Annotated in this window: 18 protein-coding genes, 4 tRNA genes and 3 rRNA genes; 19 read left to right on the top strand and 6 right to left on the bottom strand. The window is 36.3% G+C overall.

Annotation, left to right across the window (positions count from 1 at the left end; genetic code table 11):
• Positions 1-9: 9 nt before the first annotated feature.
• The 11 genes from PQ463_RS06490 (at position 10) to PQ463_RS06440 (ending at position 8,034) form a co-directional block, all read left to right on the top strand.
• Entirely contained in the window at positions 10-690 is a 681-nt protein-coding gene (locus tag PQ463_RS06490) for a DUF4294 domain-containing protein (RefSeq protein ID WP_111375789.1), read from the top strand.
• A 384-nt stretch (positions 691-1,074) separates the two neighbouring features.
• Positions 1,075-1,380 (top strand): hypothetical protein, encoded by a 306-nt coding sequence (locus tag PQ463_RS06485; RefSeq protein ID WP_274256861.1) that lies wholly within the window; start codon positions 1,075-1,077, stop codon positions 1,378-1,380.
• 253 nt (positions 1,381-1,633) lie between these two features.
• Positions 1,634-3,147: ribosomal RNA gene (locus PQ463_RS06480) — 16S ribosomal RNA — on the top strand.
• 130 nt (positions 3,148-3,277) lie between these two features.
• Positions 3,278-3,351 (top strand) — tRNA-Ile (locus PQ463_RS06475).
• A gap of 91 nt (positions 3,352-3,442) precedes the next feature.
• A tRNA-Ala gene (locus PQ463_RS06470) sits at positions 3,443-3,516 on the top strand.
• Between the two features lie 126 nt (positions 3,517-3,642).
• Positions 3,643-6,525 (top strand): 23S ribosomal RNA (locus tag PQ463_RS06465).
• A gap of 153 nt (positions 6,526-6,678) precedes the next feature.
• A 5S ribosomal RNA gene (rrf, locus tag PQ463_RS06460) occupies positions 6,679-6,788 on the top strand.
• The 16S, 23S and 5S rRNA genes sit together here with 4 tRNA genes alongside, the layout of an rRNA operon.
• A 71-nt stretch (positions 6,789-6,859) precedes the next feature.
• Positions 6,860-6,932: transfer RNA gene (locus PQ463_RS06455), tRNA-Phe, on the top strand.
• Positions 6,933-6,938: 6 nt separating this feature from the next.
• A tRNA-Leu gene (locus PQ463_RS06450) sits at positions 6,939-7,024 on the top strand.
• A 107-nt stretch (positions 7,025-7,131) separates the two neighbouring features.
• Positions 7,132-7,584, top strand: a complete 453-nt coding sequence (locus tag PQ463_RS06445; RefSeq protein WP_274256860.1) for a DUF1569 domain-containing protein — start codon at positions 7,132-7,134, stop codon at positions 7,582-7,584.
• A 15-nt stretch (positions 7,585-7,599) separates the two neighbouring features.
• Complete coding sequence (locus PQ463_RS06440; protein WP_274256859.1) at positions 7,600-8,034, top strand: nuclear transport factor 2 family protein; 435 nt, start codon at positions 7,600-7,602, stop codon at positions 8,032-8,034.
• Here the strand turns inward: PQ463_RS06440 and PQ463_RS06435 are convergent, their stop codons facing one another.
• Together PQ463_RS06435 and PQ463_RS06430 are read right to left on the bottom strand one after the other, a co-directional pair.
• A complete protein-coding gene (locus tag PQ463_RS06435) occupies positions 8,035-8,679 on the bottom strand; it encodes an endonuclease III domain-containing protein (RefSeq protein ID WP_274256858.1) in 645 nt (214 codons plus the stop codon).
• Positions 8,680-8,727: 48 nt separating this feature from the next.
• Positions 8,728-9,594, bottom strand: a complete 867-nt coding sequence (locus tag PQ463_RS06430; protein ID WP_274256857.1) for an alpha/beta hydrolase — start codon at positions 9,592-9,594, stop codon at positions 8,728-8,730.
• Positions 9,595-9,710: 116 nt separating this feature from the next.
• Here PQ463_RS06430 and PQ463_RS06425 point away from each other — a divergent pair, with 116 nt between their 5' ends.
• The 6 genes from PQ463_RS06425 to PQ463_RS06400 all read left to right on the top strand — a co-directional run bounded on the left by PQ463_RS06425 (position 9,711) and on the right by PQ463_RS06400 (position 19,348).
• The gene (locus PQ463_RS06425) at positions 9,711-11,138 is read left to right on the top strand and encodes a glycogen synthase (protein ID WP_274256856.1); all 1,428 of its coding nucleotides are present in this window, start codon (positions 9,711-9,713) and stop codon (positions 11,136-11,138) included.
• Positions 11,128-12,408, top strand: coding sequence for a glucose-1-phosphate adenylyltransferase (locus PQ463_RS06420; RefSeq protein WP_111376318.1), 1,281 nt, complete (start codon positions 11,128-11,130; stop codon positions 12,406-12,408). Before PQ463_RS06425 ends, PQ463_RS06420 begins: the two co-directional genes overlap by 11 nt.
• A gap of 75 nt (positions 12,409-12,483) precedes the next feature.
• A complete protein-coding gene (glgB, locus tag PQ463_RS06415; RefSeq protein WP_274256855.1) occupies positions 12,484-14,391 on the top strand; it encodes a 1,4-alpha-glucan branching protein GlgB in 1,908 nt (635 codons plus the stop codon).
• Positions 14,392-14,578: 187 nt separating this feature from the next.
• On the top strand, positions 14,579-16,978 hold the full coding sequence (locus PQ463_RS06410) for a glycoside hydrolase family 31 protein (protein WP_274256854.1): 2,400 nt from the start codon (positions 14,579-14,581) through the stop codon (positions 16,976-16,978).
• 84 nt (positions 16,979-17,062) lie between these two features.
• A complete protein-coding gene (locus PQ463_RS06405; RefSeq protein ID WP_274256853.1) occupies positions 17,063-17,872 on the top strand; it encodes a M48 family metallopeptidase in 810 nt (269 codons plus the stop codon).
• A 150-nt stretch (positions 17,873-18,022) separates the two neighbouring features.
• Complete coding sequence (locus PQ463_RS06400; RefSeq protein WP_274256852.1) at positions 18,023-19,348, top strand: MFS transporter; 1,326 nt, start codon at positions 18,023-18,025, stop codon at positions 19,346-19,348.
• Between the two features lie 91 nt (positions 19,349-19,439).
• Here the strand turns inward: PQ463_RS06400 and PQ463_RS06395 are convergent, their stop codons facing one another.
• Genes PQ463_RS06395 through PQ463_RS06380 form a run of 4 tightly spaced genes read right to left on the bottom strand, consistent with a single transcriptional unit; the run spans position 19,440 to position 22,323 of the window.
• The gene (locus PQ463_RS06395) at positions 19,440-20,159 is read right to left on the bottom strand and encodes a head GIN domain-containing protein (RefSeq protein WP_274256851.1); all 720 of its coding nucleotides are present in this window, start codon (positions 20,157-20,159) and stop codon (positions 19,440-19,442) included.
• 19 nt (positions 20,160-20,178) lie between these two features.
• Positions 20,179-21,237 carry a hypothetical protein gene (locus PQ463_RS06390; protein WP_274256850.1) on the bottom strand — a complete coding sequence of 353 codons (1,059 nt, stop codon included), beginning with the start codon at positions 21,235-21,237 and terminating at the stop codon, positions 20,179-20,181.
• On the bottom strand, positions 21,221-21,754 hold the full coding sequence (locus PQ463_RS06385; RefSeq protein WP_274256849.1) for an anti-sigma factor: 534 nt from the start codon (positions 21,752-21,754) through the stop codon (positions 21,221-21,223). Before PQ463_RS06385 ends, PQ463_RS06390 begins: the two co-directional genes overlap by 17 nt.
• 14 nt (positions 21,755-21,768) lie before the next feature.
• A complete protein-coding gene (locus PQ463_RS06380) occupies positions 21,769-22,323 on the bottom strand; it encodes an RNA polymerase sigma factor (RefSeq protein WP_274256848.1) in 555 nt (184 codons plus the stop codon).
• Between the two features lie 274 nt (positions 22,324-22,597).
• Here PQ463_RS06380 and lon point away from each other — a divergent pair, with 274 nt between their 5' ends.
• Together lon and porQ are read left to right on the top strand one after the other, a co-directional pair.
• Positions 22,598-25,051 carry an endopeptidase La gene (gene lon / locus PQ463_RS06375; RefSeq protein ID WP_274256847.1) on the top strand — a complete coding sequence of 818 codons (2,454 nt, stop codon included), beginning with the start codon at positions 22,598-22,600 and terminating at the stop codon, positions 25,049-25,051.
• A gap of 163 nt (positions 25,052-25,214) precedes the next feature.
• Entirely contained in the window at positions 25,215-26,234 is a 1,020-nt protein-coding gene (gene porQ / locus PQ463_RS06370; RefSeq protein ID WP_274256846.1) for a type IX secretion system protein PorQ, read from the top strand.
• The last annotated feature ends 46 nt before the right edge of the window (positions 26,235-26,280 follow it).

The following is a 26,280-nucleotide window of genomic DNA, read 5'->3' as shown; positions in this document are numbered from 1 at the left end:
TATGATTCAATGAGACTAACCACCTTTTTATTTATACTCTTAGTTTGTTTTTCTTCCAAAGCCCAAGTTACTCCTAAGGAAAACGAACAAATGGGATACATATTAACAGAGAAAGATTCTATTCTCGCTGACACTATTCAATTGCCAGAAATAATTATTTCAAAAGGGCAAAAGATGAGTCCAGAAGAAATGAAACAATTTCAGATTCTTCAAAACAGAGTATATAAAGTATATCCTTATGCTAAACTTGCTGCAGAACGATTAACTGCATTGAATAACGGAATGGCGCGTTTAAAAACCAGCCGAGAGAAAAAGAAGTATTTTAAGATTGTAGAAGATTATTTAAACAACGAATTTGAAGAAAGACTTAAAAAACTCTCTAGGAAGCAAGGGCAGATTTTAGTGAAATTGATTCATCGTCAAACAGGAATTACAACCTACGAGTTGATTAAAACTTTAAAAAGCGGATTCAAAGCCTTTGTGTCAAATACAACGGCCAATTTATTTGATATAAGTTTAAAAGAGGAGTATAAACCATACGATGTAAACGAAGACTACTTGATAGAAACAATCTTGGTTAGAGCATTTGAATCTGGCCGATTGGTAAATCAGAAACCAGCGAGTCCCGTAGATTATGAAGATCTATCGGAGAAGTGGCAACAAAAAGCAAAAGATTTAAATAAGAAGTAATTTTATATACATATATATTATAGTATAGCAACCCGACAGGTTTTTAAAACCTGTCGGGTTTTTTATTATGCACTATAATATATAGTGTCAGTCTGCCGGTCTGAGCGTAGCGAATCGCATCCGGTTTTGGAATTTTGAATTTAAAAGATTGGAATTTCAATATTAATTAGGAGCCTGATCCCGCTATCCGCTTCAATCTTTTTGGGCCGATGCCCGGCCCCAAAAGGATTTCTGCTCCTATCGGGGCTATGGGCATCGGCTTTCAGAAGAAGCTTTCGGCAGACGGGCCCCTTAAAAAGAATGGAAAATCGGCAGAAAGAAGGGGAAGGGCTGAAAATTTCCTAAAAACGGAAAGCTGCAGCCTGCAGAAAATGCCGAAAAAGCATGGTAAGGAAGAAAAATCCCACGCATATCCGAAAAATCATAAAATGTAAACCTGCCGTTATCAGTGCGTTAAGAAATAACTTGAAAAAAGATTTAAAAAAGCCGGTCAAAAGTATTGCAGAAGCGGAAAAAGGTTCTACTTTTGCACCCGCAACAGCGAAAAACGCTCTTAGACATTCCGCAGCATACGAATTGAAAACGGGAAGAAATTTCCAAAAAAAAGATTCGAAAAAGCTTGCGGGAAAAGAAAAAGCTTTTTACATTTGCACCCCGCAAAACACGGAAAGTTCCTTGAGATACTGGTGAGAAAAACGAAAAGATGAGGCGAAAATAAAGCTTCAAAAATTTTTTAAGTTTTTCTTGCAGGAAACAAAAAGAAGTTTTAGTTTTGCACCCGCTTTGAGATACAGGCGAAGACAGAAAAAGACACGTTCGTAGACATATTGAATTGACAGCCGTTTTGAAAGAGATTTCAAAACAAAATAGAATAAGAGTAATGGAATCGAGAGATTCGAAAAGAACCGACAGTAAAGGCATCGAATATATAATATTAAAATATACGATGAAGAGTTTGATCCTGGCTCAGGATGAACGCTAGCGGCAGGCTTAACACATGCAAGTCGAGGGGTAGAAGTCTTCGGGCTTTGAGACCGGCGCACGGGTGCGTAACGCGTATGCAATCTGCCTTCCACAGAGGGATAGCCCAGAGAAATTTGGATTAATACCTCATAGCATAGCCAAACCGCATGGTTTGGCTATTAAAGTCACAACGGTGGAAGATGAGCATGCGTCCCATTAGCTAGTTGGTAAGGTAACGGCTTACCAAGGCTACGATGGGTAGGGGTCCTGAGAGGGAGATCCCCCACACTGGTACTGAGACACGGACCAGACTCCTACGGGAGGCAGCAGTGAGGAATATTGGTCAATGGGCGCAAGCCTGAACCAGCCATGCCGCGTGCAGGATGACGGTCCTATGGATTGTAAACTGCTTTTGTACGGGAAGAAACACTCCTACGTGTAGGAGCTTGACGGTACCGTAAGAATAAGGATCGGCTAACTCCGTGCCAGCAGCCGCGGTAATACGGAGGATCCAAGCGTTATCCGGAATCATTGGGTTTAAAGGGTCCGTAGGCGGTCTTGTAAGTCAGTGGTGAAAGCCCATCGCTCAACGGTGGAACGGCCATTGATACTGCAGGACTTGAATTACTGGGAAGCAACTAGAATATGTAGTGTAGCGGTGAAATGCTTAGAGATTACATGGAATACCAATTGCGAAGGCAGGTTGCTACCAGTGGATTGACGCTGATGGACGAAAGCGTGGGTAGCGAACAGGATTAGATACCCTGGTAGTCCACGCCGTAAACGATGGATACTAGCTGTTGGGCGCAAGTTCAGTGGCTAAGCGAAAGTGATAAGTATCCCACCTGGGGAGTACGAACGCAAGTTTGAAACTCAAAGGAATTGACGGGGGCCCGCACAAGCGGTGGAGCATGTGGTTTAATTCGATGATACGCGAGGAACCTTACCAAGGCTTAAATGCAGACTGACCGATTTGGAAACAGATCTTTCGCAAGACAGTTTACAAGGTGCTGCATGGTTGTCGTCAGCTCGTGCCGTGAGGTGTCAGGTTAAGTCCTATAACGAGCGCAACCCCTGTTGTTAGTTGCCAGCGAGTCATGTCGGGAACTCTAACAAGACTGCCAGTGCAAACTGTGAGGAAGGTGGGGATGACGTCAAATCATCACGGCCCTTACGCCTTGGGCTACACACGTGCTACAATGGCCGGTACAGAGAGCAGCCACTGGGTGACCAGGAGCGAATCTATAAAGCCGGTCACAGTTCGGATCGGAGTCTGCAACTCGACTCCGTGAAGCTGGAATCGCTAGTAATCGGATATCAGCCATGATCCGGTGAATACGTTCCCGGGCCTTGTACACACCGCCCGTCAAGCCATGGAAGCTGGGGGTGCCTGAAGTCGGTGACCGCAAGGAGCTGCCTAGGGTAAAACTGGTAACTAGGGCTAAGTCGTAACAAGGTAGCCGTACCGGAAGGTGCGGCTGGAACACCTCCTTTCTAGAGCCCAAAGTGTTAGCCTCAGGGCACGCTTGGGAAATAAGATGCCGGACATTAGGTTCTGGATCTTGAAATTGCATTACTCTTGCTGTTAATTTAAAGAAATAAACTTTTAAGTAAAAAAAAACAGAGTCTCGTAGCTCAGCTGGTTAGAGTACTACACTGATAATGTAGGGGTCGGCAGTTCGAGTCTGCCCGGGACTACTTTTTAAGGCTTAAAGAGAAGGAAATTCTAGAGTTGAAGCGTTATGAATATTAATTCATAATTCATAATTCACAATTCATCATTAGATTTGGGGGATTAGCTCAGCTGGCTAGAGCGCCTGCCTTGCACGCAGGAGGTCAACGGTTCGACTCCGTTATTCTCCACAGTTCCGAAAGGAAAAAAGTTCATTGACATATTGAGATAAGAAAATAATAAGAAAGTAGAAAGCGTTTTTATTAGCAATAATAAAAACAAAACAAAACGGTCTTGTTTTAAGGAACAAGATTGGTGCAATAAGCAAAATAAGGGCGCATGGGGGATGCCTAGGCTCTCAGAGGCGATGAAGGACGTGATAAGCTGCGAAAAGCTGCGGGGACGGGCACACACCGATTGATCCGCAGATATCCGAATGGGGCAACCCGCTATATTGAAGATATAGCACACCGATAGGTGGGCAAACCCGCTGAACTGAAACATCTAAGTAGGCGGAGGAGAAGAAAACAAAAGTGATTCCGTAAGTAGTGGCGAGCGAACGCGGATTAGCCCAAACCAGGATTGTTACGGCATTGCTGGGGTTGTAGGACCGCGACATTTCTTGCATAAAGAATTAGAATCTGCTGGAAAGTAGAGCCATAGAGAGTGATAGCCTCGTATAAGTAATGAATGTAAAGGATAGCGGTATCCTGAGTAGGGCGGGGCACGTGAAACCCTGTCTGAATTTGGCGGGACCATCCGCTAAGGCTAAATACTCCTGAGAGACCGATAGTGAACCAGTACCGTGAGGGAAAGGTGAAAAGAACCGTGAATAACGGAGTGAAATAGATCCTGAAACCATGCGCTTACAAGCGGTCGGAGCCCCTTCGTGGGGTGACGGCGTGCCTTTTGCATAATGAGCCTACGAGTTAACGCTGCTGGCAAGGATAAGTGGTTAAGCCATGGATCCGCAGCGAAAGCGAGTCTGAATAGGGCGCTTTAGTCAGTAGTGTTAGACGCGAAACCGTGTGATCTACCCATGGGCAGGTTGAAGCTGTGGTAACACACAGTGGAGGACCGAACCGGTTGACGTTGAAAAGTCTTCGGATGACCTGTGGGTAGGGGTGAAAGGCCAATCAAACTCGGAAATAGCTCGTACTCCCCGAAATGCATTTAGGTGCAGCGCTGATAATAGTTATATAGAGGTAGAGCTACTGATTGGATGCGGGGGCTTCACCGCCTACCAATTCCTGACAAACTCCGAATGCTATATAATGTTTTACAGCAGTGAGGGCTTGGGTGCTAAGGTCCAAGTCCGAGAGGGAAAGAACCCAGACCATCAGCTAAGGTCCCCAAATATATGCTAAGTTGAAAGAACGAGGTTTGTCTGCCCAGACAGCTAGGATGTTGGCTTGGAAGCAGCCATTCATTTAAAGAGTGCGTAACAGCTCACTAGTCGAGCGGACGAGCATGGATAATAATCGGGCATAAGCATATTACCGAAGCTATGGATTTTGTGGCAACACAAAGTGGTAGGGGAGCATTCTGACAGGGCTGAAGGTGTATCGTAAGGTATGCTGGACCGGTCAGAAAAGAAAATGTAGGCATAAGTAACGATAATGCGGGCGAGAAACCCGCACACCGAAAAACTAAGGTTTCCACAGCTATGCTAATCAGCTGTGGGTTAGTCTGGACCTAAGGCGAACCCGAAAGGGACAGTCGATGGCCAACGGGTTAATATTCCCGTACTTCTTATTGCTGTGATGGGGTGACGGAGTGATGAAAGCGCCGCGAACTGACGGAATAGTTCGTTAAAGCACCTAGCTATAGGCTCTCTAGGCAAATCCGGAGAGTTTGGTGAAATGCGATAGTACTCGGAGTCTTCGGACAAAGAGATAGTGCGCCTAAGGGCTTCCAAGAAAAACCTCTAAACTTCAGGCAGTAAGAACCAGTACCGTAAACCGACACAGGTAGTTGAGGAGAGAATCCTAAGGTGCTCGAGAGATTCATGGCTAAGGAATTAGGCAAAATAGACCTGTAACTTCGGGAGAAAGGTCGCCCCGAGCAATCGGGGCCGCAGTGAAGAGGTCCAGGCGACTGTTTATCAAAAACACAGGGCTCTGCAAAATCGTAAGATGAAGTATAGGGCCTGACACCTGCCCGGTGCTGGAAGGTTAAGAGGAGATGTTATCTTCGGAGAAGCATTGAATTGAAGCCCCAGTAAACGGCGGCCGTAACTATAACGGTCCTAAGGTAGCGAAATTCCTTGTCGGGTAAGTTCCGACCTGCACGAATGGTGTAACGATCTGGACACTGTCTCAGCCATGAGCTCGGTGAAATTGTAGTAACGGTGAAGATGCCGTTTACCCGCAGTGGGACGAAAAGACCCTGTGCACCTTTACTATAGCTTAGTATTGACCTTGGATAAATGATGTGTAGGATAGGTTGGAGACTTTGAAGCGGCGTCGCCAGGCGCTGTGGAGTCATTGTTGAAATACAACCCTTTGTTTATCTGAGGCCTAACCCCGCGATGTGGGGGACAGTGCTTGGTGGGTAGTTTGACTGGGGTGGTCGCCTCCAAAAGAGTAACGGAGGCTTCTAAAGGTTCCCTCAGTACGCTTGGTAACCGTGCGTAGAGTGCAATGGCATAAGGGAGCTTGACTGAGAGACATACAGGTCGATCAGGTACGAAAGTAGAGCATAGTGATCCGGTGGTTCCGCATGGAAGGGCCATCGCTCAAAGGATAAAAGGTACGCCGGGGATAACAGGCTGATCTCCCCCAAGAGCTCATATCGACGGGGGGGTTTGGCACCTCGATGTCGGCTCGTCACATCCTGGGGCTGGAGAAGGTCCCAAGGGTTGGGCTGTTCGCCCATTAAAGTGGCACGCGAGCTGGGTTCAGAACGTCGTGAGACAGTTCGGTCTCTATCTACTGCGGGCGTTAGAAATTTGAGTGGATCTGATTCTAGTACGAGAGGACCGAATTGGACTAACCTCTAGTGTATCTGTTGTCCCGCCAGGGGCACCGCAGAGTAGCTACGTTGGGAAGGGATAAGCGCTGAAAGCATATAAGCGCGAAACCCACCACAAGATGAGATTTCTTTTAAGGATCGTGGAAGATGACCACGTTGATAGGCTACAGATGTAAAGGCAGTAATGTCACAGTCGAGTAGTACTAATAATCCGTAAGCTTATGCACACCCTTTTTCCCGAGCCAATGGCTCGGGAAGGAACTTTCTTAAATAAAGCTTATTTGTTTCTTTATCTCAGTATGTTAAAATATTGTTTAATTGATAATTAACAATTTACAATTGATAATTAATAATTAAAAGCTGCTTGCAGCGAATAGCCTTAAGGTGGTTATTGCGGCGGGGCTCACCTCTTCCCATCCCGAACAGAGAAGTTAAGCCCGCCTGCGCAGATGGTACTGCATCATTGTGGGAGAGTATGTCGTCGCCTTTCTTTTAAAAACCCTGTTTACATTAACGGGGTTTTTTATTCTAATCTTCACTTATAGAAATATAAGTGATAATGGTACCTTAGCTCAGATGGTAGAGCAATGGACTGAAAATCCATGTGTCCCTGGTTCGATCCCTGGAGGTACCACATAATGCTCGGATGGTGAAATTGGTAGACACGCTGGACTTAAAATCCAGTGAACAGCAATGTTCGTGCGGGTTCAAGTCCCGCTCTGAGTACTAAAACTTCAATTAGCTTTTGCTAATTGAAGTTTTTTTTTTGGATTAAATTGAGATCAGCCTCTAAATTTTATATTTTTACTTTGTTATTATAATATTTGTAAGCTATGCAAAATGTTTTTCTGAAAGAAGATTGTAATCAATTTGTAAATAGAGTGAATCAGCTTAAATCTGATTCTATGCCACTTTGGGGTAAGATGTCTGTTGACCAAATGTTAGCTCATTGCAACGTAACGTATGAAATGGTTTATGATAATATTCATCCTAAACCAAATGTTGTTATGAAACTTCTTTTAAAACTATTGGCTAAGAATAAAGTAGTAAGCGAATCTCCTTATCCAAGAAATCTTAGTACGGCTCCGCAATTTATTATTAAAGGGGATCGTGATTTTGAATTGGAGAAAAACAGATTGATTTCTTATATTCAAAAAACACAAGAATTAGGAGAAAAAGAATTTGATGGTAAAGAATCGCTTTCTTTTGGTGTATTGTCTTCTAAAGAATGGAATAATATGTTTGCAAAACATTTGGACCATCATTTTTCTCAATTTGGTGTTTAAAAACTTTTCATCGTTATGAAAACTTATATTAGTATCTTTTTTCTTCTTTTTGGGTTATCATGCAATGCTCAAAAACAAGAAGTTCAAAAATGCATTGAATCTTTTTTTGAAGGATTTCATCAACGAGACTCAACAAAGATTAAATTAGTTTGTGCAGATAAAATGATTTTGCAATCCATTAGCGAAAGCACTGTAAAAGGGAATAAATTGTCTAATGAAAGTGTAAAAGAATTTTATAAATCTATTGCTTCAATTCCTGTAAGCATGAAATTTCAGGAGAAGATTTTAAGCTATAATATTCAGATTGATGGAAGTATGGCACATGTTTGGACTCCATATGAATTTTATATCAATGATAAATTAAGTCATACAGGGGTGAATGCTTTTACATTATTTAAAGAAAAAGACTCTTGGAAGATTATTTATTTAATTGATACTAGAAGGAAGTAGTTAGATTACTTCTGTATTGTAATAAAGACAAATATCTGCTAAAAGACATTCAAGACATTTTGGTTTTGGTCTGCAGGTTTCTCTTCCTAAAAAAGAAATTGCCATTCCTATTTCCGACCAAATATTCTTAGGAAGAATTTGCATTAAATCTTTTTCTACCTTATTTCCATCTTTACTTTCTTTTATAATTCCGATTCTCGGCGCAACACGAATAACATGTAAGTCAGCAATAATTCCTTCTGCGGGTTTATTTGTTTCTCTTAGTATAACATTCGCAGATTTTCTTCCAACGCCTTTTAGCGCTGTCAAACCTGACATTGTTAAAGGAATATTTGCATCTTCTTTAATAGTTTTTGCTATATCTAGAATCCATTGTGCTTTTGTGGTATAATTTCGAACTTTAGTAATGTGTGATGTAAAAGTTTCTATATCTGTTTGCGATATACTTTTTAATGTTGGATATTTTTCGAATAATTTTGGGGCTATTGTATTTATATTGGCATCAGAATCTTGTGCAGAGAGAATAACCATCACTAATAATTGATAAGTATTTTGATATTCAAGCGGATGCTTCTTGCCTTTGTATTTTTTTAAAATAGGCTTCAATTTAGCTTCCCAATCTTCATCTTCACTAAATAGATTCATTTTACTAAAATTTAAGATATTGATAATTAGTTTTTTATATGAATAAATTTAAGCATTTTTAATAAAATCTAGAATCTTTTTAATAACATTCTGATTTCCTAAGATTTTTCGGTGCCCAAGTCCTTCAGTCAAAAACAAAGTACCATTTTTAAGGTTTTCATGAATATGTATTCCTGCTTTAACTGAAACTTCAGGATCGTCTTTATCATGCATAACCAAAACGGGGATTTCTACTTTCTGAGCAGCTTTATAAGCTGAAAAATCATCCATTTTAACTTGGTACATACTTTCAAAATAATCTCTTAGATGTATGCTAATTTCTTTCTTCAATCCTAATTTAAATATAAATTCATCTAAAATATCCTGAACTATATCACCACTTCCTATTATTACTGCTTTTTCTACTTTAAGTCCGTCTTTGATAGAGTTAAGGACAGACATTCCGCCTAAAGAATGCCCTATTGCAATTTCAAAAGGACCAAATTGTTTTTCTATTTCTAATATAGAAGCTATAAATTCAGACATTATTGTGGTCTTTCCTTTTGATTTTCCGTGAGCAGGCGCATCAAAACTAACTGTAGAATAGCCATTTGCTAGTAGTTCATCGGCAATCTTAAAAAGTTGAGTTCCCCTTCCAGACCAGCCGTGAACCAGTAATACTTTTCGTTGGCTTTTACCATATATATAAGTGACTACACTTTTGTCAATAGCAGGAACATAAACTAACTTTTGCTGACTTTTTGAATTCATTTCCAACTCGCGTTTTGGAACTTTGTGCTTTATTGGACTTGTAAAAATCTTTGCCGCAAACTTTGTTACTAATTTTGTTGATATAAAAGCACAAATTTTCGCAGAAATTATAATAATCTTCGGAATTTTTAACGATTTAGTAGGATTAATTGCCTTTTTTGCCATTTCAATAAAACTGATTTAAAAGAAGGATTTTGCTTGTTTTTTTGCTAAATTTAAAAAGCATAAAAATAGCATTTAAATGATTGCTTCTTATCTATAATCATAAATTAATTTCTTGAATGGAAATATTTCATATTAGTGCAGAATGTTATCCTGTGGCGAAGGTTGGAGGCTTGGGAGATGTAGTTGGTGCATTGCCTAAATATCAGCAATCTGCAGGACATGATGTTAGAGTTGTAATTCCTTGTTATGACACAAAGTTTAGACGTGAAAATGATTTTGAATGTGTTCATTGGGGAACAGTTAAATTAGGAAATTTTCATTTTCCGTTTAGCGTCTTAAAGGAAACTACTGATAAATTAGGATATGAACTGTACCTAATAGAAATTGATGAATTATTTAATCGTCCGAATGTTTATGGGTACGAAGATGATATAGAAAGATTTTTATCATTTCAAATTGCAACACTCGATTGGATTATAGCACGAAATAAAATTCCAGATGTTATTAACTGCCATGATCATCATACAGGAGTTATTCCGTTTTTGCTTCAGTTTGCTTATAAATATGAGAATTTAAAAGATGTGAAAACTGTCATAACAATTCATAATGGTTTGTATCAAGGATGGTTTGGTTTTGATAAGCTATATTATCTGCCAGAATTTGATTTGAGACATGTTGGATTTTTAGAATGGAACAATTCGATAAACTCTTTGGCGGTAGGTATCAAATGTGCGAACGCGGTAACTACCGTTTCTCCAAGTTATTTAAATGAAATTAATATTTCTGCCAATGGTTTAGAATCTCTTTTTAATTCTGTACGAAACAAATCAAAAGGAATTTTAAACGGAATTGACATTGAAGTTTGGAATCCGTTGAAAGATCAAATGATTGCAGAAAATTATTCGATTGAAGATTTTGAAGTAGGAAAAAAGAAAAATAAAGAAAAACTGTGTGAAGAGTTTGATTTAGACCCTTCAAAGCCACTGTTTAGCTTTATTGGAAGATTGTTTGAAGAAAAAGGAGGCGATTTGCTTCCGCATGCTTCTGCTTTGGCTTTGTCAGAACATTTCGAAGAAATTAATATTCTGGTTCTGGGTTCTGGTAATGCAACAATTGAGTCACAACTGACTCACCTTCGAAATGATTACAAAGGAGATTACAATGTTTTTATAGGTTATAATGAAGAATTAGCACATTTGATTTATGCGGGTTCAGATTATATTCTAATGCCATCAAGAGTTGAACCTTGTGGATTGAATCAGATGTATGCGATGAGATACGGAACAATTCCGATTGTTAGAAGAACTGGAGGATTGAGAGATACGGTTATTGATTTTGGAGATGAAGGAAACGGAGTTTGTCATGATCAAGCTTCTGTGGCTGACATATGCTATTCAATAAATCGTGCGGTTAGGTTGTATGAGGATAAAATAAATTTCAATAAAGTTTTAAAAAGAGGAATGTCAGCAGATCATTCCTGGGAGAGAGTTTGCCAAGAATATATCGAAATATACAACTTAATAATTCAGCAAGATGAAATTTAAAAAGAAAAATGTAGTCGCCATTATTTTAGGAGGTGGACAAGGTTCACGTTTATTTCCATTGACAGAAACAAGATCAAAACCAGCGGTTCCGATTGGTGGAAAGTATCGTTTGGTTGATATCCCGATTTCGAATTGTATCAATTCTGATATTTTTAAAATATTTGTTTTGACACAATTCAATTCTGCGTCTCTAAACGCTCACATTAAAAACACTTTTAATTTTAGTATTTTCAGCCAGTCTTTTGTTGATATATTGGCAGCTGAACAAACTCCAGATAATCCAACTTGGTTTCAAGGAACGGCTGATGCTGTAAGGCAATGTATGTCGCATTTTTTAAAACACGATTTCGATCACGCTTTAATTCTTTCGGGGGATCAATTGTATCAAATGGATTTTAATGAAATGCTGGAAGCGCATATTGCTGCTGATGCTGAAATTTCTATTGCAACTTTACCTGTAAATGCAAAAGATGCGCCAGAATTTGGAATTCTTAAAACAGATCATGAAAATAATATCCATGCGTTTATAGAAAAACCTCATGCTTCTTTATTGCCTGAATGGGAATCTGAAGTGAGTGAGCAAATGCAGGAAAAAGGCAAAAAATATTTGGCTTCGATGGGGATTTATATTTTCAATAAGTCATTGCTGGAAGAATTGATGGCTGATCAAGAAACGAAAGATTTTGGTAAAGAAATTATTCCGCAATCTGTTGGAAAACATAAAATATTAAGTTATCAATATGAAGGATATTGGACTGATATCGGAAATATTGAATCGTTTTTTGAAGCCAATATTGGATTAACTGCAGATATTCCGGAGTTTAATTTATTTGATAATGAGAATAAAATTTTTACAAGACCGAGATTACTGCCACCATCTAAATTTAGAAATTCAATTATCAATCAATCTTTAATTTCTGAAGGCTGTATAATCAATGCCAAAGAAATCAAAAGTTCGGTTATTGGAATTCGCTCAAGAATTGGAGAAGGAACCGTTTTAGAGAACTGCTACGTTATGGGTAATGATTTCTATCAAGATCTTGATGAAATGAACCATGAAAGCAGTATTAATAAAATTCATGTTGGAATTGGCGAAAACTGCTTTATAAATAACGCTTTGATTGATAAAAATGTCCGTATTGGAAACAATGTTCATATTAGCGGAGGCAAACATTTGGACAATTTTACGAATGAATTGTACAGCATAAAAGACGGTATTGTTGTTATTAAAAAAGGAGTGACGCTTTCAGATAATTTTAGAATTGAATAAAACCTGAAAAAACAATATTAAAATTCCAAATTCCAAAATCCGAATTCCAAATTCCAATCGCCATAAAAACCAAATATGACAAAAGTAATCGCACATTCTCTTTTTACTGATTTTGATATAGATTTATTCAAAGCGGGTAAACACTTCAGATTATATGAAAAATTAGGAGCTCATTTAACTGAGGTGAACGGAGTTAAAGGCGTTTATTTTGCTGTTTGGGCTCCAACGGCTCAATCTGTTTCTGTAGTTGGCGATTTCAATTATTGGACACAGGACGAACATAATTTAAATGTACGCTGGGATTCTTCGGGAATTTGGGAAGGATTTATTCCTGATATTTCGAAAGGAGCGCTTTATAAGTATAAAATTCAATCCAATATCAATGGCGTAATTACGGAAAAGGTCGATCCCTTTGCTCGTTATTGCGAAAAACCTCCTCACACAGCCTCTGTAGTTTGGGATTTGGATTATAAGTGGAAAGATCAAAATTGGATGCAGAATCGTCAGGAATATAATGCATTAGACAAGCCATATTCAGTTTATGAAGTGCATTTGGGATCTTGGAAAAGAGCAGAACATAATCGGTTTTTGACTTATTTGGAACTTGCAGATGATTTAGTCAAATATGTAAAAGAAACTGGTTTTACACATGTTGAGTTCATGCCTATTATGGAATATCCGTATGATCCTTCTTGGGGATATCAATTAACGGGTTATTTTGCACCGACTTCACGCTTTGGCAAACCACAGGATTTTATGGTTTTGGTGGATCGATTGCATCAGGAAGGAATTGGAGTAATTTTAGATTGGGTTCCGTCTCATTTTCCAGATGACGCGCACGGTTTAGGTTTTTTTGATGGATCTCATTTGTATGAACATCCTGATCGAAGAAAAGGATATCATCCAGATTGGAAAAGTTTAGTTTTTAATTATGGAAGAAATGAAGTTCGAGCTTTCTTAATAAGCAATGCTGTTTTTTGGCTTCAAAATTATCATATAGACGGACTTCGAGTCGATGCTGTAGCGTCTATGCTTTATTTGGATTATTCTAGAAAAGATGGCGAATGGGAAGCTAATATTTTTGGAGGAAGAGAAAATTTGGACTCAATTAGTTTTCTTAAAGAATTTAATGAGGTAATTTATTCTAATTTTGATGGAGTTCAGACTATTGCAGAAGAAAGTACTTCGTTTCCTATGGTTTCAAGACCGACTTCTGTAGGTGGTTTAGGTTTTGGGATGAAATGGATGATGGGGTGGATGCACGACACTCTTAAATATTTTCAAAAAGAGACGGTCTATAGAAAATACCATCAGAACGAATTGACTTTTTCGATGACTTATGCCTTTACTGAGAATTTCATGCTTCCGTTTTCGCATGACGAAGTGGTGTATGGTAAAAATTCGCTTATTTATAAAATGCCTGGCGATGAATGGCAGCGTTTTGCAAATTTGAGACTTTTGTACGGCTATATGTTTACGCATCCAGGAACGAAACTCTTGTTTATGGGAGCCGAATTTGGTCAAACTTCTGAATGGAATTTTGAACAAAGTTTAGACTGGCATTTGCTGCAATATGACTTTCATTCTGGAATAAAAAGATTGATTACAGATTTGAATCAATTGTATAAGTCTCAACCCGCCTTGTATGAAAAGCAATTTAGAGGTGATGGTTTTGAATGGATTAATTATTCAGATCATCAAAATGCGATTTTATCTTACATCCGAAAAGGGAATAATCCTGATGAGAATTTAATTGTGGTCTGTAATTTTACTCAGGTCGTTAGAGAGAATTACAGAATAGGAATTCCTAAAAAAGGAAAATTGCAAGAGATTTTTAATAGTGATGCTGTAATTTATGGTGGAGGCGGTGTCGGAAATTCTAAAGCATTAAAAATTGAAACAATCGCTTATGATGGAAGAGATTTTTCTGTAGCATTAATTTTACCGCCTTTAAGTGTTACTGTATATTCTTTGATTGAATAAAAAATCTTGAAGTGAGATTTTGTCATTATATCGTTTCAAAATTATCAAATTGCTGATTTTTTGATTTGTAATTTGAAACTCATTCAGAAAAATCGTTTTCGTTAATAAACCTTTTATTCATAGGGTGTTACGAACTTTTTTTGTATGTTTGAATAGGAGGAAAATGTTAAATTAATTCATTCGAGATATGATTACAAACACATCATTAGAATACAAAGGCGATTTATACCCATCAAAAATTGTCTCTTATGAACATGAAGGAGATTCTATTTTCTTTAACACGGATAACAAAGTAATTTTAAAAGTTACTATTCTTCGTGATAGTTTAATCCGATTTCGTTTTACTACAAAAGGTTATTTCAGTAACGACTTCTCATACGCTATTGATAAAACGCAGCTTCACGGTTATAATTTTTTGGAACTGACTGAGGAAGAAACGTATTTCCAGATTAGAACAAGCAAAGTAAAATGTAAAATCCAAAAAGCAGATCTTCGTCTCTCCATTTATGATTTAAACGATTTTTTAATTCTAGAAGATGAGCTTGGTTTTCATTGGGAAGAAAGCTACGAATATGGCGGAAATATTGTAAAAATGAGCAAATACTCTAAAGATGGTGAATGTTATTACGGTCTTGGAGATAAAGCTACTCAAATGAATCTTAAGGGCAAGAGGGTAGAAAATTTTGCTACAGATCAATATGCTTACCAAAAAGATCAGGAACCTTTATATAAAGTTGTTCCGTTTTACATTGGCTTACATAACAAACAGTCGTACGGAATATTTTTTGACAATACTTTTAGAACTTTCTTCGATTTTTGTCAGGAAAGAAGAAACATTACCAGTTTTTGGGCAGAAGGTGGCGAAATGAACTATTATTTCATTTACGGGCCTCAAATGCAAGATGTTGTAACGACTTATACCGATTTAACAGGAAAACCAGAATTGCCGCCACTTTGGGTTTTAGGCTATCATCAATGCAAATGGAGTTATTATCCGGAAAGCAAAGTAAAGGAAATCACTTCAAAATTCAGGGAACTTCAAATTCCGTGTGATGCCATTTATTTGGATATTGATTATATGGATGGTTTTCGATGTTTTACTTGGAATAAAAACTATTTTCCAGATCCAAAAAAAATGGTTGCTGAATTAGCCGAGGATGGTTTTAAAACAGTTGTAATCATAGATCCAGGAATTAAAATTGATAAAGATTACTGGGTTTACAAAGAAGCTTTAGAAAAAGATTATTTCTGTAAAAGAGCCGATGGCCCTTATATGAAAGGAAAAGTCTGGCCAGGCGAATGCAATTTTCCTGATTATACAAATCCTGCAGTTAGAGAATGGTGGGCTGGTTTATTTAAAGAATTAGTTTCAGAAATTGGCGTAAAAGGAGTTTGGAATGATATGAATGAACCTGCAGTAATGGAAGTTCCAAATAAAACATTTCCGATGGATGTTCGCCACTTTTACGATGGAAATCCTTGCAGTCATAGAAAGGCACATAATATTTATGGAACTCAGATGGCAAGGGCGACTTATCATGGTGTAAAACGATTTGCTTATCCGAAACGTCCATTTGTCATTACAAGATCGGCTTATTCTGGAGCGCAGCGATATACTTCTTCTTGGACAGGAGATAATGTGGCGACTTGGGAGCATTTATGGATTGCAAATATACAAGTGCAGAGAATGTCTATTTCTGGAATGGGATTCACAGGTTCTGACATTGGAGGATTTGCAGAACAGCCTTCTGGAGAGTTATATGCACGTTGGATTCAGTTAGGCGTTTTTCATCCGTTTTGTAGAACACACTCTTCTGGAGATCATGGAAATCAAGAACCTTGGTCATTTGACGAGGAAGTAATTAATATCACTAGAAAATTTGTGAGCCTTCGTTATCAACTATTACCTTATTTATATACCATGTTTTGGCAATATATTGAAGAAGGAGTTCCGATGTTAAAACCATTAGTTTACTTTGATCAGGACGATACGCAGACCCATTATCGAAACGATGAATTTATCTTTGGAAATCAAATTTTAGTATGTCCAATACTTGAACCTAACGCTGTAGGTAGACGTATGTATATTCCTAGAGGAGAATGGTATAACTACTGGACAAATGAGCTTTTTATGGGAGGAAGAGAAATCTGGATTGATAGTAAATTTGATGAAATTCCGGTTTTTGTAAAAGCTGGTGCCATTATTCCTAAGTATCCAGTTCAGCAATTTGTTGGCGAATTAGAATTTGATGAACTGACACTTGATGTTTACTATAAAAATGGTAAAGAGCAATCGGCAGTTTATGAAGATGCCCAAGACGGTTATGATTATAAAAAAGGGCGTTACAGCTATTTGTCACTAAGAAATATAGGAAAAGAAAAAGAGCTTATTATTCAGCTTCACAAAGAAGGGAAATACGAAACACCTTATTCTAAATATAAAATCAATTTAATTGGACTTCCATTTAAAGTTACAGAAATTGAAATTGACAATGAAAAAATTGAGTTTGACAAAATTAATTTTGATTTAAATCATTTCTTGATTGTTGATAAAGAGTTCAATGAACTTCATATTGTTGGCGAATAGTCAAATTTTGATAACTTTTTGATTTATCGTATAAAACATTTTATCTTTTTTAATCGTATTTTTGTTATAAAAATAGCTCGAATTATGAAAAAATATGTGTTTTTAGGGGTTTTTGGAGCACTTATGATGGGTTGTGCAACAAATCCAATTACAGGGAAACAAAACTTGAATTTTGTTTCGAATAGCGAATTGTTTCCATCTTCTTTTCAGCAATACAGCCAGTTTTTAACTGAGAATAAAGTTATTACGGGAACAGCAGATGCAAAACTTGTGGAAACAGTAGGGTTTAAGATCAAGGCAGCTGCAGAAAAATATTTAAATTATTTAGGTCAGACGCAATACTTAAAAGATTATCGCTGGGAGTATAAATTGGTCGATAATAAGGAAGTAAATGCTTGGTGTCTTCCTGGTGGTAAAATTGTAGTGTATTCTGGAATTTTGCCAATTACGCAAAATGAATCTGGTTTGGCAACGGTAATGGGGCATGAAGTTTCTCATGCTTTAGCAAATCACGGTGCGCAAAGAATGTCTGCAGCACAATTGCAACAAATTGGCGGAGCAGCACTAGGAGCAGCAACAAGCGGAAAATCTGAAGCAACACAGCAGATATTTGCACAAGCTTACGGAATTGGTTCTGAGGTTGGAGTTATGCTCCCATTCAGCAGAAGCAATGAAAGTGAAGCTGACAAGATTGGTTTGACTTTGATGGCAATTGCAGGTTACAATCCAGATGATGCTGTTGCTTTCTGGAGCAGAATGGCGGCTAAATCTGGAGGGGCTTCTACACCTGAATTTATGAGTACGCACCCTTCTGATGCTACAAGGATTGCTAATATTAAAGCCTTAATTCCAGAAGCAAAAGCTATTGCGCTTAAAGTTGGAACGATAAAATAATGCATAAAAAATATATTTAAAAGCTATTCTTTAGAGTAGCTTTTTTTGTTTTAGTACACTTCATGATTTAATAATGTATGATTTGAATAAATTCTATTTGTTTATCGTAAAAAATGGATAAATTCGTAGCCTATTAACAAAACCATTTCTATGAAAAACCTACAAAAAGGAGATAAGAAGCTTTTAAATGCTTGGGCATTTTATGACTGGGCCAATTCAGTTTATACTTTGACGATTGCTTCTGCTGTGTTTCCAATTTTTTATGAAGCTTTATTCAGTGATCGTGATCATTATATCGATGTTTTTGGAATGCATCTTAAAAACTCTGCCTTAATTAGTTTTATTACCGCTGCGGCGTTTTTAGTAGTTTCTTTTATTTCTCCTTTATTGTCTGGAATTGCCGATTATGTGGGGAATAAAAAATCATTTATGAAGTTTTTCTGTTACATGGGAGCTTTATCATGCATGGGATTATATTGGTTTGATCTTGAAAATATTTATGTCGGATTAGCATTCTATTTCCTTGGATTATTAGGGTACTGGGGAAGTTTGGTTTTTTATAATTCATACTTGCCAGATATTGCTTTTGAAGAACAGCAAGACAGAATAAGTGCAAAAGGGTATTCTTTAGGATATATAGGAAGTGTTATTTTGTTAATCATCAATTTAGCAATGATAATGAAACCAAAAATCTTCGGAATATCAGGCACTGAAGGGGAAGCTGCAATGAAAGCAATGCGCTATTCTTTTGTAATGGTTGGAGTTTGGTGGATTTTATTCAGCCAATACACTTATTATTATTTGCCAAAAGGAAGTAAAGAAACAGGGCAGAAATTAACAAAATCTGTTGTGTTTAACGGTTTTAAAGAGTTAAGAAAGGTTTGGGGTTTACTGCAGGAGAATATTCCATTAAAACGTTATTTAGGAGGTTTTTTTGTTTCTAGTATGGCTGTTCAGACTGTAATGCTTGTAGCAACTTATTTTGGAGCTCAAGAAATTCAATGGGAAACAAAAGAGCAAAGTACGATTGGTTTGATTATTTGTATTTTAATAATTCAATTAGTAGCTGTTGTGGGTGCGGTTTTAACTTCAAGAGCTTCTGAAAAGTTTGGCAACGTTCCAACTTTGATTTTTATCAACGCGATTTGGGCAGTTTTCTGTGCTTTAGCCTACTTTATAACATTGCCAACGCATTTTTATGTAATGGCAACAGTTGCTGGGTTTGTTATGGGAGGAATTCAAGCATTATCTCGTTCGACATATTCAAAATTATTGCCTGAAACAGAAGATACGGCATCATTTTTTAGTTTTTATGATGTAGCAGAAAAAATCGGAATCGTAATCGGAATGTGTGTTTACGGAATCATTGATCAGATTACAGGCAGCCCACGTGCGGCGATTGTAATTTTAGCAATATTCTTTGTAACGTCAATTTTCCTTTTAAGAAGAGTACATAGAAAAGACGTTTCAAATTAATGAAACGCCTTTTGTGATAACAAATATCACGAATTGCAATTGATTGTTTGATTGATGATTATTTTGTAATTCGTGATATTTTTTTAGAAAATTAACCTTTTGTAATAGTTCCAGATCCAGAAACTTTTACATCTCTTTTTTCTGGATTTCCTATATATTTTATATTTCCAGAACCTGCAACTCTAGCGGTTATGCTTTCGGCACAAGTTACTTTACTATTTCCTGATCCAGAAACATTTGCTTCTACAACTTTAGATTTTAAGCTCGAAGCGTCAATGTCACCAGAACCAGAAAGTTTGGTTGTAAGTTTGTCTGCAGTTCCTTTCAAATTAATATTTCCAGATCCGCTTACATGTAATTCTAAGTTATTTGTGTCAACTGGCAGATTAAAATTTCCTGAACCAGACAATTTTACTGCAAGATTATCATTTTTAATTACATCTTTTGACTTAATATCTCCTGAACCAGCTAAACTTAATTCTGAAATTTTCTCAAAAGGAACTGTAACTTGAATTTTACCTGCACTTGTACGTATTTGAGTTCCTTTTTCCACATAAATTTTTAGTGAATTATCTTCAACTTCAACTTTGATAACAGCCAATAAATTTTCTTCTCCTTTAAGGGTAATTTTTCCCTCTTTTCCAGACACTAAATCCACATCAAAAGAACCTGCTATTTTAATGCCGTCGTAATCTCCAGTAGATCTTGTTTCGGTAACTACTTTTCCATTACCTTGTACTTTGTTTTGTGCACTAACTATGCTATTTGTAAAAAATGCAGCTAGCGCGAATAGTAAAATTGACTTTTTCATTGTTTTGATTTTTAGATGATTAATTTTTTGTTAGTGAAATATTTCCATAGTTCGAATTGATATTGATTTTATTCTGGCCTTTTTTCTTGTAAAATCCTGCGATTCTTTTGCTGTTGCTTTTGACTTCAGAAACAGAAACTTCTAAAGAATTGTCATGTTTGATATTTGAATATTTTGCTGAAATATCAAAATCAAAAGCGTAGTTTGGAACATAACCGATTGTAATGTCTGTATATCCTGAGTTTATGCTAATATTTCCAGCTTTTTCAGTCACAGTTCCGATACTGATTTTACTGTAATTGGTATCATAGCTAAAGTTACTTGATACTTCTCCAATAATAAAAGTCATGTAATTTCCAGAACCACTTAAAGAATTGATTTTTTGAAATTTAAACGTGCCATAATTACAGTCAGCTTTAATATTTTGACCGTCATTTAGATTGACATCTGTATAGTTTGCATTGATATTAAGATTTCCAGAATCATTAATTTTCAACCCAGAATATCTAGCGTCGATATTTCCTCCTTTTATGTAATCAATACTTGAATTTTGGCAGTATTGAATTGATACTTGATTATTAGTTCCGCTTAATTTTCCTAAAGTAACTTTGCCATATTTACACTCAATATCTGTAGAAGATTCTGCACTCGGAATCGAAATATTTCCATATTTATTAGCTAGTTTAATTGTTCCGTTTTTTGGAATTTTAATCACATAGTTGATTTCAAAACTATTATTACTTCCTTTACTCTTAACATTAGAACTTCCTAGCGATGTTACAGCTGTCACCAAACTTTTAAGAGCAGTGATATTTACATCAATGTTGTTCAAGCGTTCATTTACCCAATTTTCGTTCGGACCATTAACTTTTATTGTAATGTCAAGATCAATTTTATCTTCATCCCAAGTAGTTACAGTGATGCTTCCGTATTTGTTGTCAATATCGATTCCAGCGTTCGAATTTACGATATAGGTTTTTTTAATGTTTTTTTGTTTCGTTATATAAGTGTCATCATTTGAAAATCCTAAGAAAGGAATCAAAAGAAGTAAGATTAGTAAATTATAGTGTTTTTTCATTAGAGGTGTTTTTTAGTTTTTCATTGTCTTCAATTCTTTTCAAAACGGTTTGTAAGAAAGAAATACGCGTTTGGAGATTGCTGATCATTGCATAAATAATCTGTTTGTTTTCTCCATTTTTTTGCAATTCATTGATGATTTTTTGATAATCAGCATCGAAAGTTTTCATCTGTTTCATTGCATCATCAATAATCTGCTGATTTTCTGGCGAATTTTTCTCTTTCAGCTTAACCAGTTCATTATCAATTAGAATATTAAAAATAGAATCGGTACGTTTAGTTTCTTTAGAAGCAAATTTGAATTCTTTTGGTTTTTCATTTTTATAAAAAAGAGATATTCCAAGCATCAATACAATCGAAGCGGCAATAGCAGTTACGAACCAATATCGTTTCTTAGGCTCTTTTTTGTTTAGTTTTTGAAGAAAATCCATCTGATGATCCGGATTTAACTCCTGAATATCCCATTGGTTTTCAAATCTGTTAAATAATTCTTCTAAGTTGTCTTTTTCATTTTTCATAATTCCAATTCATTTTATATCTCTTCCAAATTTTTTCTCAAACTATCTTTGGCTCTGCTCAAAGTCGTTCTGCAATTTGCGTATGTGATGTTTAAAATTTCGCAGATCTCTTCTTGATCATAACCTTCTATATAAAAAAGTGTCAGCACCATTCTGTAATTATCTTTCAGCTGCAGAATAGTATCTAAAACCTGTTTTACTTTTAGAGAGTTTAAGTCAATGTTTTCAGAAATAATTCCGTCGTTTTCTTCGATTTTATAAAGCTGTTTACTTAAGTCTTCTACGTGAAATGAGTTGTTTTTCTTGTAAAAATCGATGCTATAATTGATGATTATTTTTTTTAACCATGCTCCAAAAGCCACTTCTTGTTTATAGTCATTGATTTTTGTAAAAGCCTTTAAGAAACCTTCCTGCATGACGTCGTGTGCAAAATGTTCATCTTTTACAATACGAAAAGCCACGTTATACATCGCCTTACAATAGCGATTGTATATTTCAAATTGCGCTTTTTGATTATTGCTTTTGCAAAGCGCAATCAGTTCTTCGATATTTTGGTTGTTTATACTCAAGTAGTGGCTTTTGGTTTTTAGTAATGACTTTACTTTTTTTTGTTTGTTACACTTTTATAAAATTAATTTTATTTTTTTTTAATTTCATTAGTCAGAAAATGAAAATATAATTTTTAGAACTGACTTCTTTTGCTTTTGGCATAATGATTGTCTATTTTTATGCCCTATCTTGTAATTGAAAATCGAAACACGTTTTCAGTAAAAACTTCAATAAGCAATACTCTTTTTACAGATAGCATAACAATTTTAATGACAAAAAGACTTATATTTTATTATGTCAAACCATAAAATACTTACTATTGACAATCTGTCACTTCAAGAATTTGACTCAGAGGCAGAATTAATTCCATTGTTGACGCCAGAAGACGAGGAGGAAATGAATAATGAAGAACTTCCTGTTTCACTTCCAATTCTACCTTTACGTAATACTGTATTGTTTCCAGGAGTTGTTATTCCAATTTCTGCTGGAAGAGATAAGTCTATCAAACTAATTAATGATGCTAATGCTGGTGGTAAAATCATTGGAGTTGTATCTCAAATTAACGAAGAAGACGAAGATCCATCAAAAGATGATATTCATAAAGTAGGAACTGTAGCGCGTATTTTGCGTGTGCTTAAAATGCCTGACGGAAACGTTACGATTATTCTTCAAGGTAAAAAACGCTTCGAAATTGACGAAGTTGTTGCTGAAGAGCCTTATATGACAGCAACAATTAAAGAAGTTGCCGAAGACCGTCCAGATGAAAATGATACTGAGTTTACAGCGATTTTAGATTCAGTAAAAGAATTGGCAATTCAAATTATAAAAGAAAGTCCAAATATTCCTTCTGAAGCTACTTTTGCGATTAAAAATATTGAAAGCCAGTCATTTTTAATCAACTTCGTTTCTTCTAACATGAATTTATCTGTAAAAGAAAAACAAGGTCTTTTATCGATAAATGGATTAAAAGAACGCGCTTTGGAGACTTTGCGTTATATGAATGTTGAACTTCAAAAATTAGAATTGAAGAATGACATTCAGTCAAAAGTTCGTTTTGATTTAGATCAGCAGCAAAGAGAATATTTCCTTCACCAGCAAATGAAAACCATTCAGGAAGAATTGGGTGGTGTTTCTCAGGAAGAGGAAATGGACGAAATGGGGCAGAAGGCGAAAACTAAAAAATGGGATGAGAAAACTCAGAAACATTTTGAAAAGGAATTGTCTAAAATGCGTCGTATGAATCCGCAATCTCCTGATTTTGGAATTCAAAGAAATTACTTAGAGTTGTTTTTAGAATTGCCTTGGGGCGAATATTCTAAAGATAAATTCGATTTAAAGCATGCACAAAAAGTTTTAGATAAAGATCATTTTGGACTTGATGAAGTTAAGAAAAGAATGATTGAGCATTTGGCAGTTTTGAAATTGCGAAATGACATGAAATCACCAATTATATGTTTAACTGGGCCTCCAGGAGTTGGTAAAACTTCTATTGGGCGTTCTGTGGCAGAAGCATTAGGCCGTGAATATGTTCGTATTTCTTTAGGAGGTTTACGTGATGAAGCGGAAATTCGCGGTCATAGAAAAACGTATATCGGAGCGATGCCAGGACGTATCATTCAGAGCTTGAAAAAGGCAGGAACATCAAATCCTGTGTTTATCCTAGATGAGATTGATAAACTTTCAAACGGAAATAGTGGTGATCCATCTTCTGCTTTATTAGAGGTTTTAGATCCAGAGCAAAACAATGCTTTCTACGATAACTTCCTTGAAATGGGGTATGATTTATCTAAAGTAATGTTTATTGCGACTTCAAATAATATGTCAGCGATTCAGCCTGCTTTACGTGACAGAATGGAAGTGATTAAAATGTCAGGTTATACCATTGAAGAAAAAGTTGAAATTGCTAAAAGACATTTATTTACGAAACAACTGGAAGCTCACGGTTTAACTGCAAAAGATTTGACTATTGGCAAAAAACAATTAGAAAAAATCATTGAAGGTTATACAAGAGAATCTGGTGTTCGTAACTTAGAAACTAAGATTGCTCAAGTTATCAGAAATGCAGCAAAATCTGTTGCAATGGAAGAAGAGTACAACAAAAAAGTTACAGATGAAGATGTTGTAGCAATTTTAGGGGTACCAAGATTAGAGCGTGATAAATACGAAAACAATGATGTTGCTGGTGTGGTAACTGGTTTAGCTTGGACAAGTGTTGGAGGAGATATTCTGTTTATTGAATCTTTGATTTCTGAAGGAAAAGGTTCGTTGACTATTACAGGAAATCTTGGAACTGTAATGAAAGAATCTGCTACAATTGCTTTAGAATACATAAAAGCAAACGCTAAGAAATTGGGCATTAGTACAGAATTATTTCAAAAATATAACATTCACTTACACGTGCCAGAAGGAGCAACTCCAAAGGATGGGCCAAGTGCTGGTATTGCAATGCTTACTTCATTGGTTTCTCTTTTAACTCAGAGAAAAGTGAAGAAAAGTCTGGCGATGACAGGAGAAATCACTTTACGAGGAAAAGTACTTCCAGTTGGCGGAATCAAAGAGAAAATCTTAGCTGCCAAAAGAGCTGGGATTAAAGAAATTATTCTTTGCCACGAAAACAAAAGTGATATTGATGAAATAAAAGCTGAATACTTAGAAGGTCTTTCTTTTCATTATGTAAAAGAAATGAGTGAAGTTCTAGCAATCGCTTTGACTGATCAAAAAGTTAAAAACGCAAAAGATTTGAAATAAACATCAATTAGAATTTTAAATATTTAAATTCCAAATTCCAATTTTCCTATTGGAGTTTGGAATTTTTTTATTGGAATTTATTTAGTGCATAGTTTTATTTTAAGAGGTATATAATTTTATATTTGCAGTTGCGTTATTCCCAAAATAGGTGCGCCAAAAACAAATGCTTAAAAAAGTTGTTTTATTTTTTGTATTCTTAATTTGTTCGTATTCTTTCGGACAAGTAGGAGGGCGCTACACCTATCAATTTTTAAGTCTCACCACTTCACCAAGACAGGCCGCATTAGGGGGAGATATAATTACGATATATGACGAAGACGTTAATCAGGCCATGTCGAATCCCGCTTTAATAAACGCGGACATGGACAATCATTTGGCGTTAAATTACGGAAGTTATTACGGCGAGGCTTCTTATGGTACCGCATCTTATGCGTATACTTACGATAGACATGTTCAGACTTTTTATGCCGGAGTAACTTATGTAAATTATGGCACTTTTGAAGGTTATGACGAGAATGGTCAGGCAACTTCTAATTTTACAGGAAGTGAAGGTGCATTATCGCTTGGGTATGCCTACAATGTTCCTTACACCGATTTTTACATTGGAGCAACTGCTAAACTGATAACATCGTCTCTTGAAAGTTATAATTCAATTGGTGGCGCTGTTGACTTGGGTTTCTTGTATGTAAATGAAATGAATGATTTGAACTTTGCTCTTGTGTTTAGAAATATGGGAACACAGTTTACAACTTATTCAGGAATTAAAGAAAATCTTCCGTTTGAAATCGTTGCTGGTATTTCACAAGAATTGGAGCATGTACCAATTCGCTGGCATCTTTCGTTAGAAAACCTTCAGCAATGGAATATCTCTTTTTCTAATCCCAATCGCGGAGAAACCAACATTGATGGATCTACAAGCCAAGAAAAGGTTTCTTTTGTAAACAATGCTTTGAGGCACGTTGCTTTTGGTGTGGAACTTTTTCCTAAAAAAGCATTTAATTTTCGTGTAGGCTATAATTTTAGAAGAGGAGAAGAGTTGCGAGTAGAGGAACAGCGTAATTTTTCGGGTGTCTCATTAGGTTTTGGTTTAAGAATGAATAAGTTAAAGTTTAATTATTCATATTCAAGATATACATTGGCGGCTAATACAAACCTTTTTGGTTTAACATTAAATTTTCAATAATTACATAAAACTATTCTATTTGGTCTTATTTATGGGAGTAAGTTTT

The organism is Flavobacterium sp. KACC 22763, from assembly GCF_028736155.1.
In the GTDB taxonomy this organism is placed as follows: Bacteria; Bacteroidota; Bacteroidia; order Flavobacteriales; family Flavobacteriaceae; genus Flavobacterium.
Note: the sequence above shows the minus strand (reverse complement) of the source record. Positions and strands in the feature narration are given on the sequence as shown.

Excerpts from the sequence above, each read along its gene's own strand:
- PQ463_RS06430 (WP_274256857.1), bottom strand. The coding sequence starts at position 9,594 with ATGGCAAAAAAGGCAATTAATCCTACTAAATCGTTAAAAATTCCGAAG.
- PQ463_RS06435 (WP_274256858.1), bottom strand. The coding sequence starts at position 8,679 with ATGAATCTATTTAGTGAAGATGAAGATTGGGAAGCTAAATTGAAGCCT.
- PQ463_RS06490 (WP_111375789.1), top strand. The coding sequence starts at position 10 with ATGAGACTAACCACCTTTTTATTTATACTCTTAGTTTGTTTTTCTTCC.
- PQ463_RS06395 (WP_274256851.1), bottom strand. The coding sequence starts at position 20,159 with ATGAAAAAGTCAATTTTACTATTCGCGCTAGCTGCATTTTTTACAAAT.
- PQ463_RS06385 (WP_274256849.1), bottom strand. The coding sequence starts at position 21,754 with ATGAAAAATGAAAAAGACAACTTAGAAGAATTATTTAACAGATTTGAA.
- PQ463_RS06400 (WP_274256852.1), top strand. The coding sequence starts at position 18,023 with ATGAAAAACCTACAAAAAGGAGATAAGAAGCTTTTAAATGCTTGGGCA.
- PQ463_RS06485 (WP_274256861.1), top strand. The coding sequence starts at position 1,075 with ATGGTAAGGAAGAAAAATCCCACGCATATCCGAAAAATCATAAAATGT.
- PQ463_RS06420 (WP_111376318.1), top strand. The coding sequence starts at position 11,128 with ATGAAATTTAAAAAGAAAAATGTAGTCGCCATTATTTTAGGAGGTGGA.
- lon (WP_274256847.1), top strand. The coding sequence starts at position 22,598 with ATGTCAAACCATAAAATACTTACTATTGACAATCTGTCACTTCAAGAA.
- PQ463_RS06445 (WP_274256860.1), top strand. The coding sequence starts at position 7,132 with ATGCAAAATGTTTTTCTGAAAGAAGATTGTAATCAATTTGTAAATAGA.
- glgB (WP_274256855.1), top strand. The coding sequence starts at position 12,484 with ATGACAAAAGTAATCGCACATTCTCTTTTTACTGATTTTGATATAGAT.
- PQ463_RS06405 (WP_274256853.1), top strand. The coding sequence starts at position 17,063 with ATGAAAAAATATGTGTTTTTAGGGGTTTTTGGAGCACTTATGATGGGT.
- PQ463_RS06410 (WP_274256854.1), top strand. The coding sequence starts at position 14,579 with ATGATTACAAACACATCATTAGAATACAAAGGCGATTTATACCCATCA.
- PQ463_RS06425 (WP_274256856.1), top strand. The coding sequence starts at position 9,711 with ATGGAAATATTTCATATTAGTGCAGAATGTTATCCTGTGGCGAAGGTT.
- PQ463_RS06440 (WP_274256859.1), top strand. The coding sequence starts at position 7,600 with ATGAAAACTTATATTAGTATCTTTTTTCTTCTTTTTGGGTTATCATGC.
- porQ (WP_274256846.1), top strand. The coding sequence starts at position 25,215 with ATGCTTAAAAAAGTTGTTTTATTTTTTGTATTCTTAATTTGTTCGTAT.
- PQ463_RS06390 (WP_274256850.1), bottom strand. The coding sequence starts at position 21,237 with ATGAAAAAACACTATAATTTACTAATCTTACTTCTTTTGATTCCTTTC.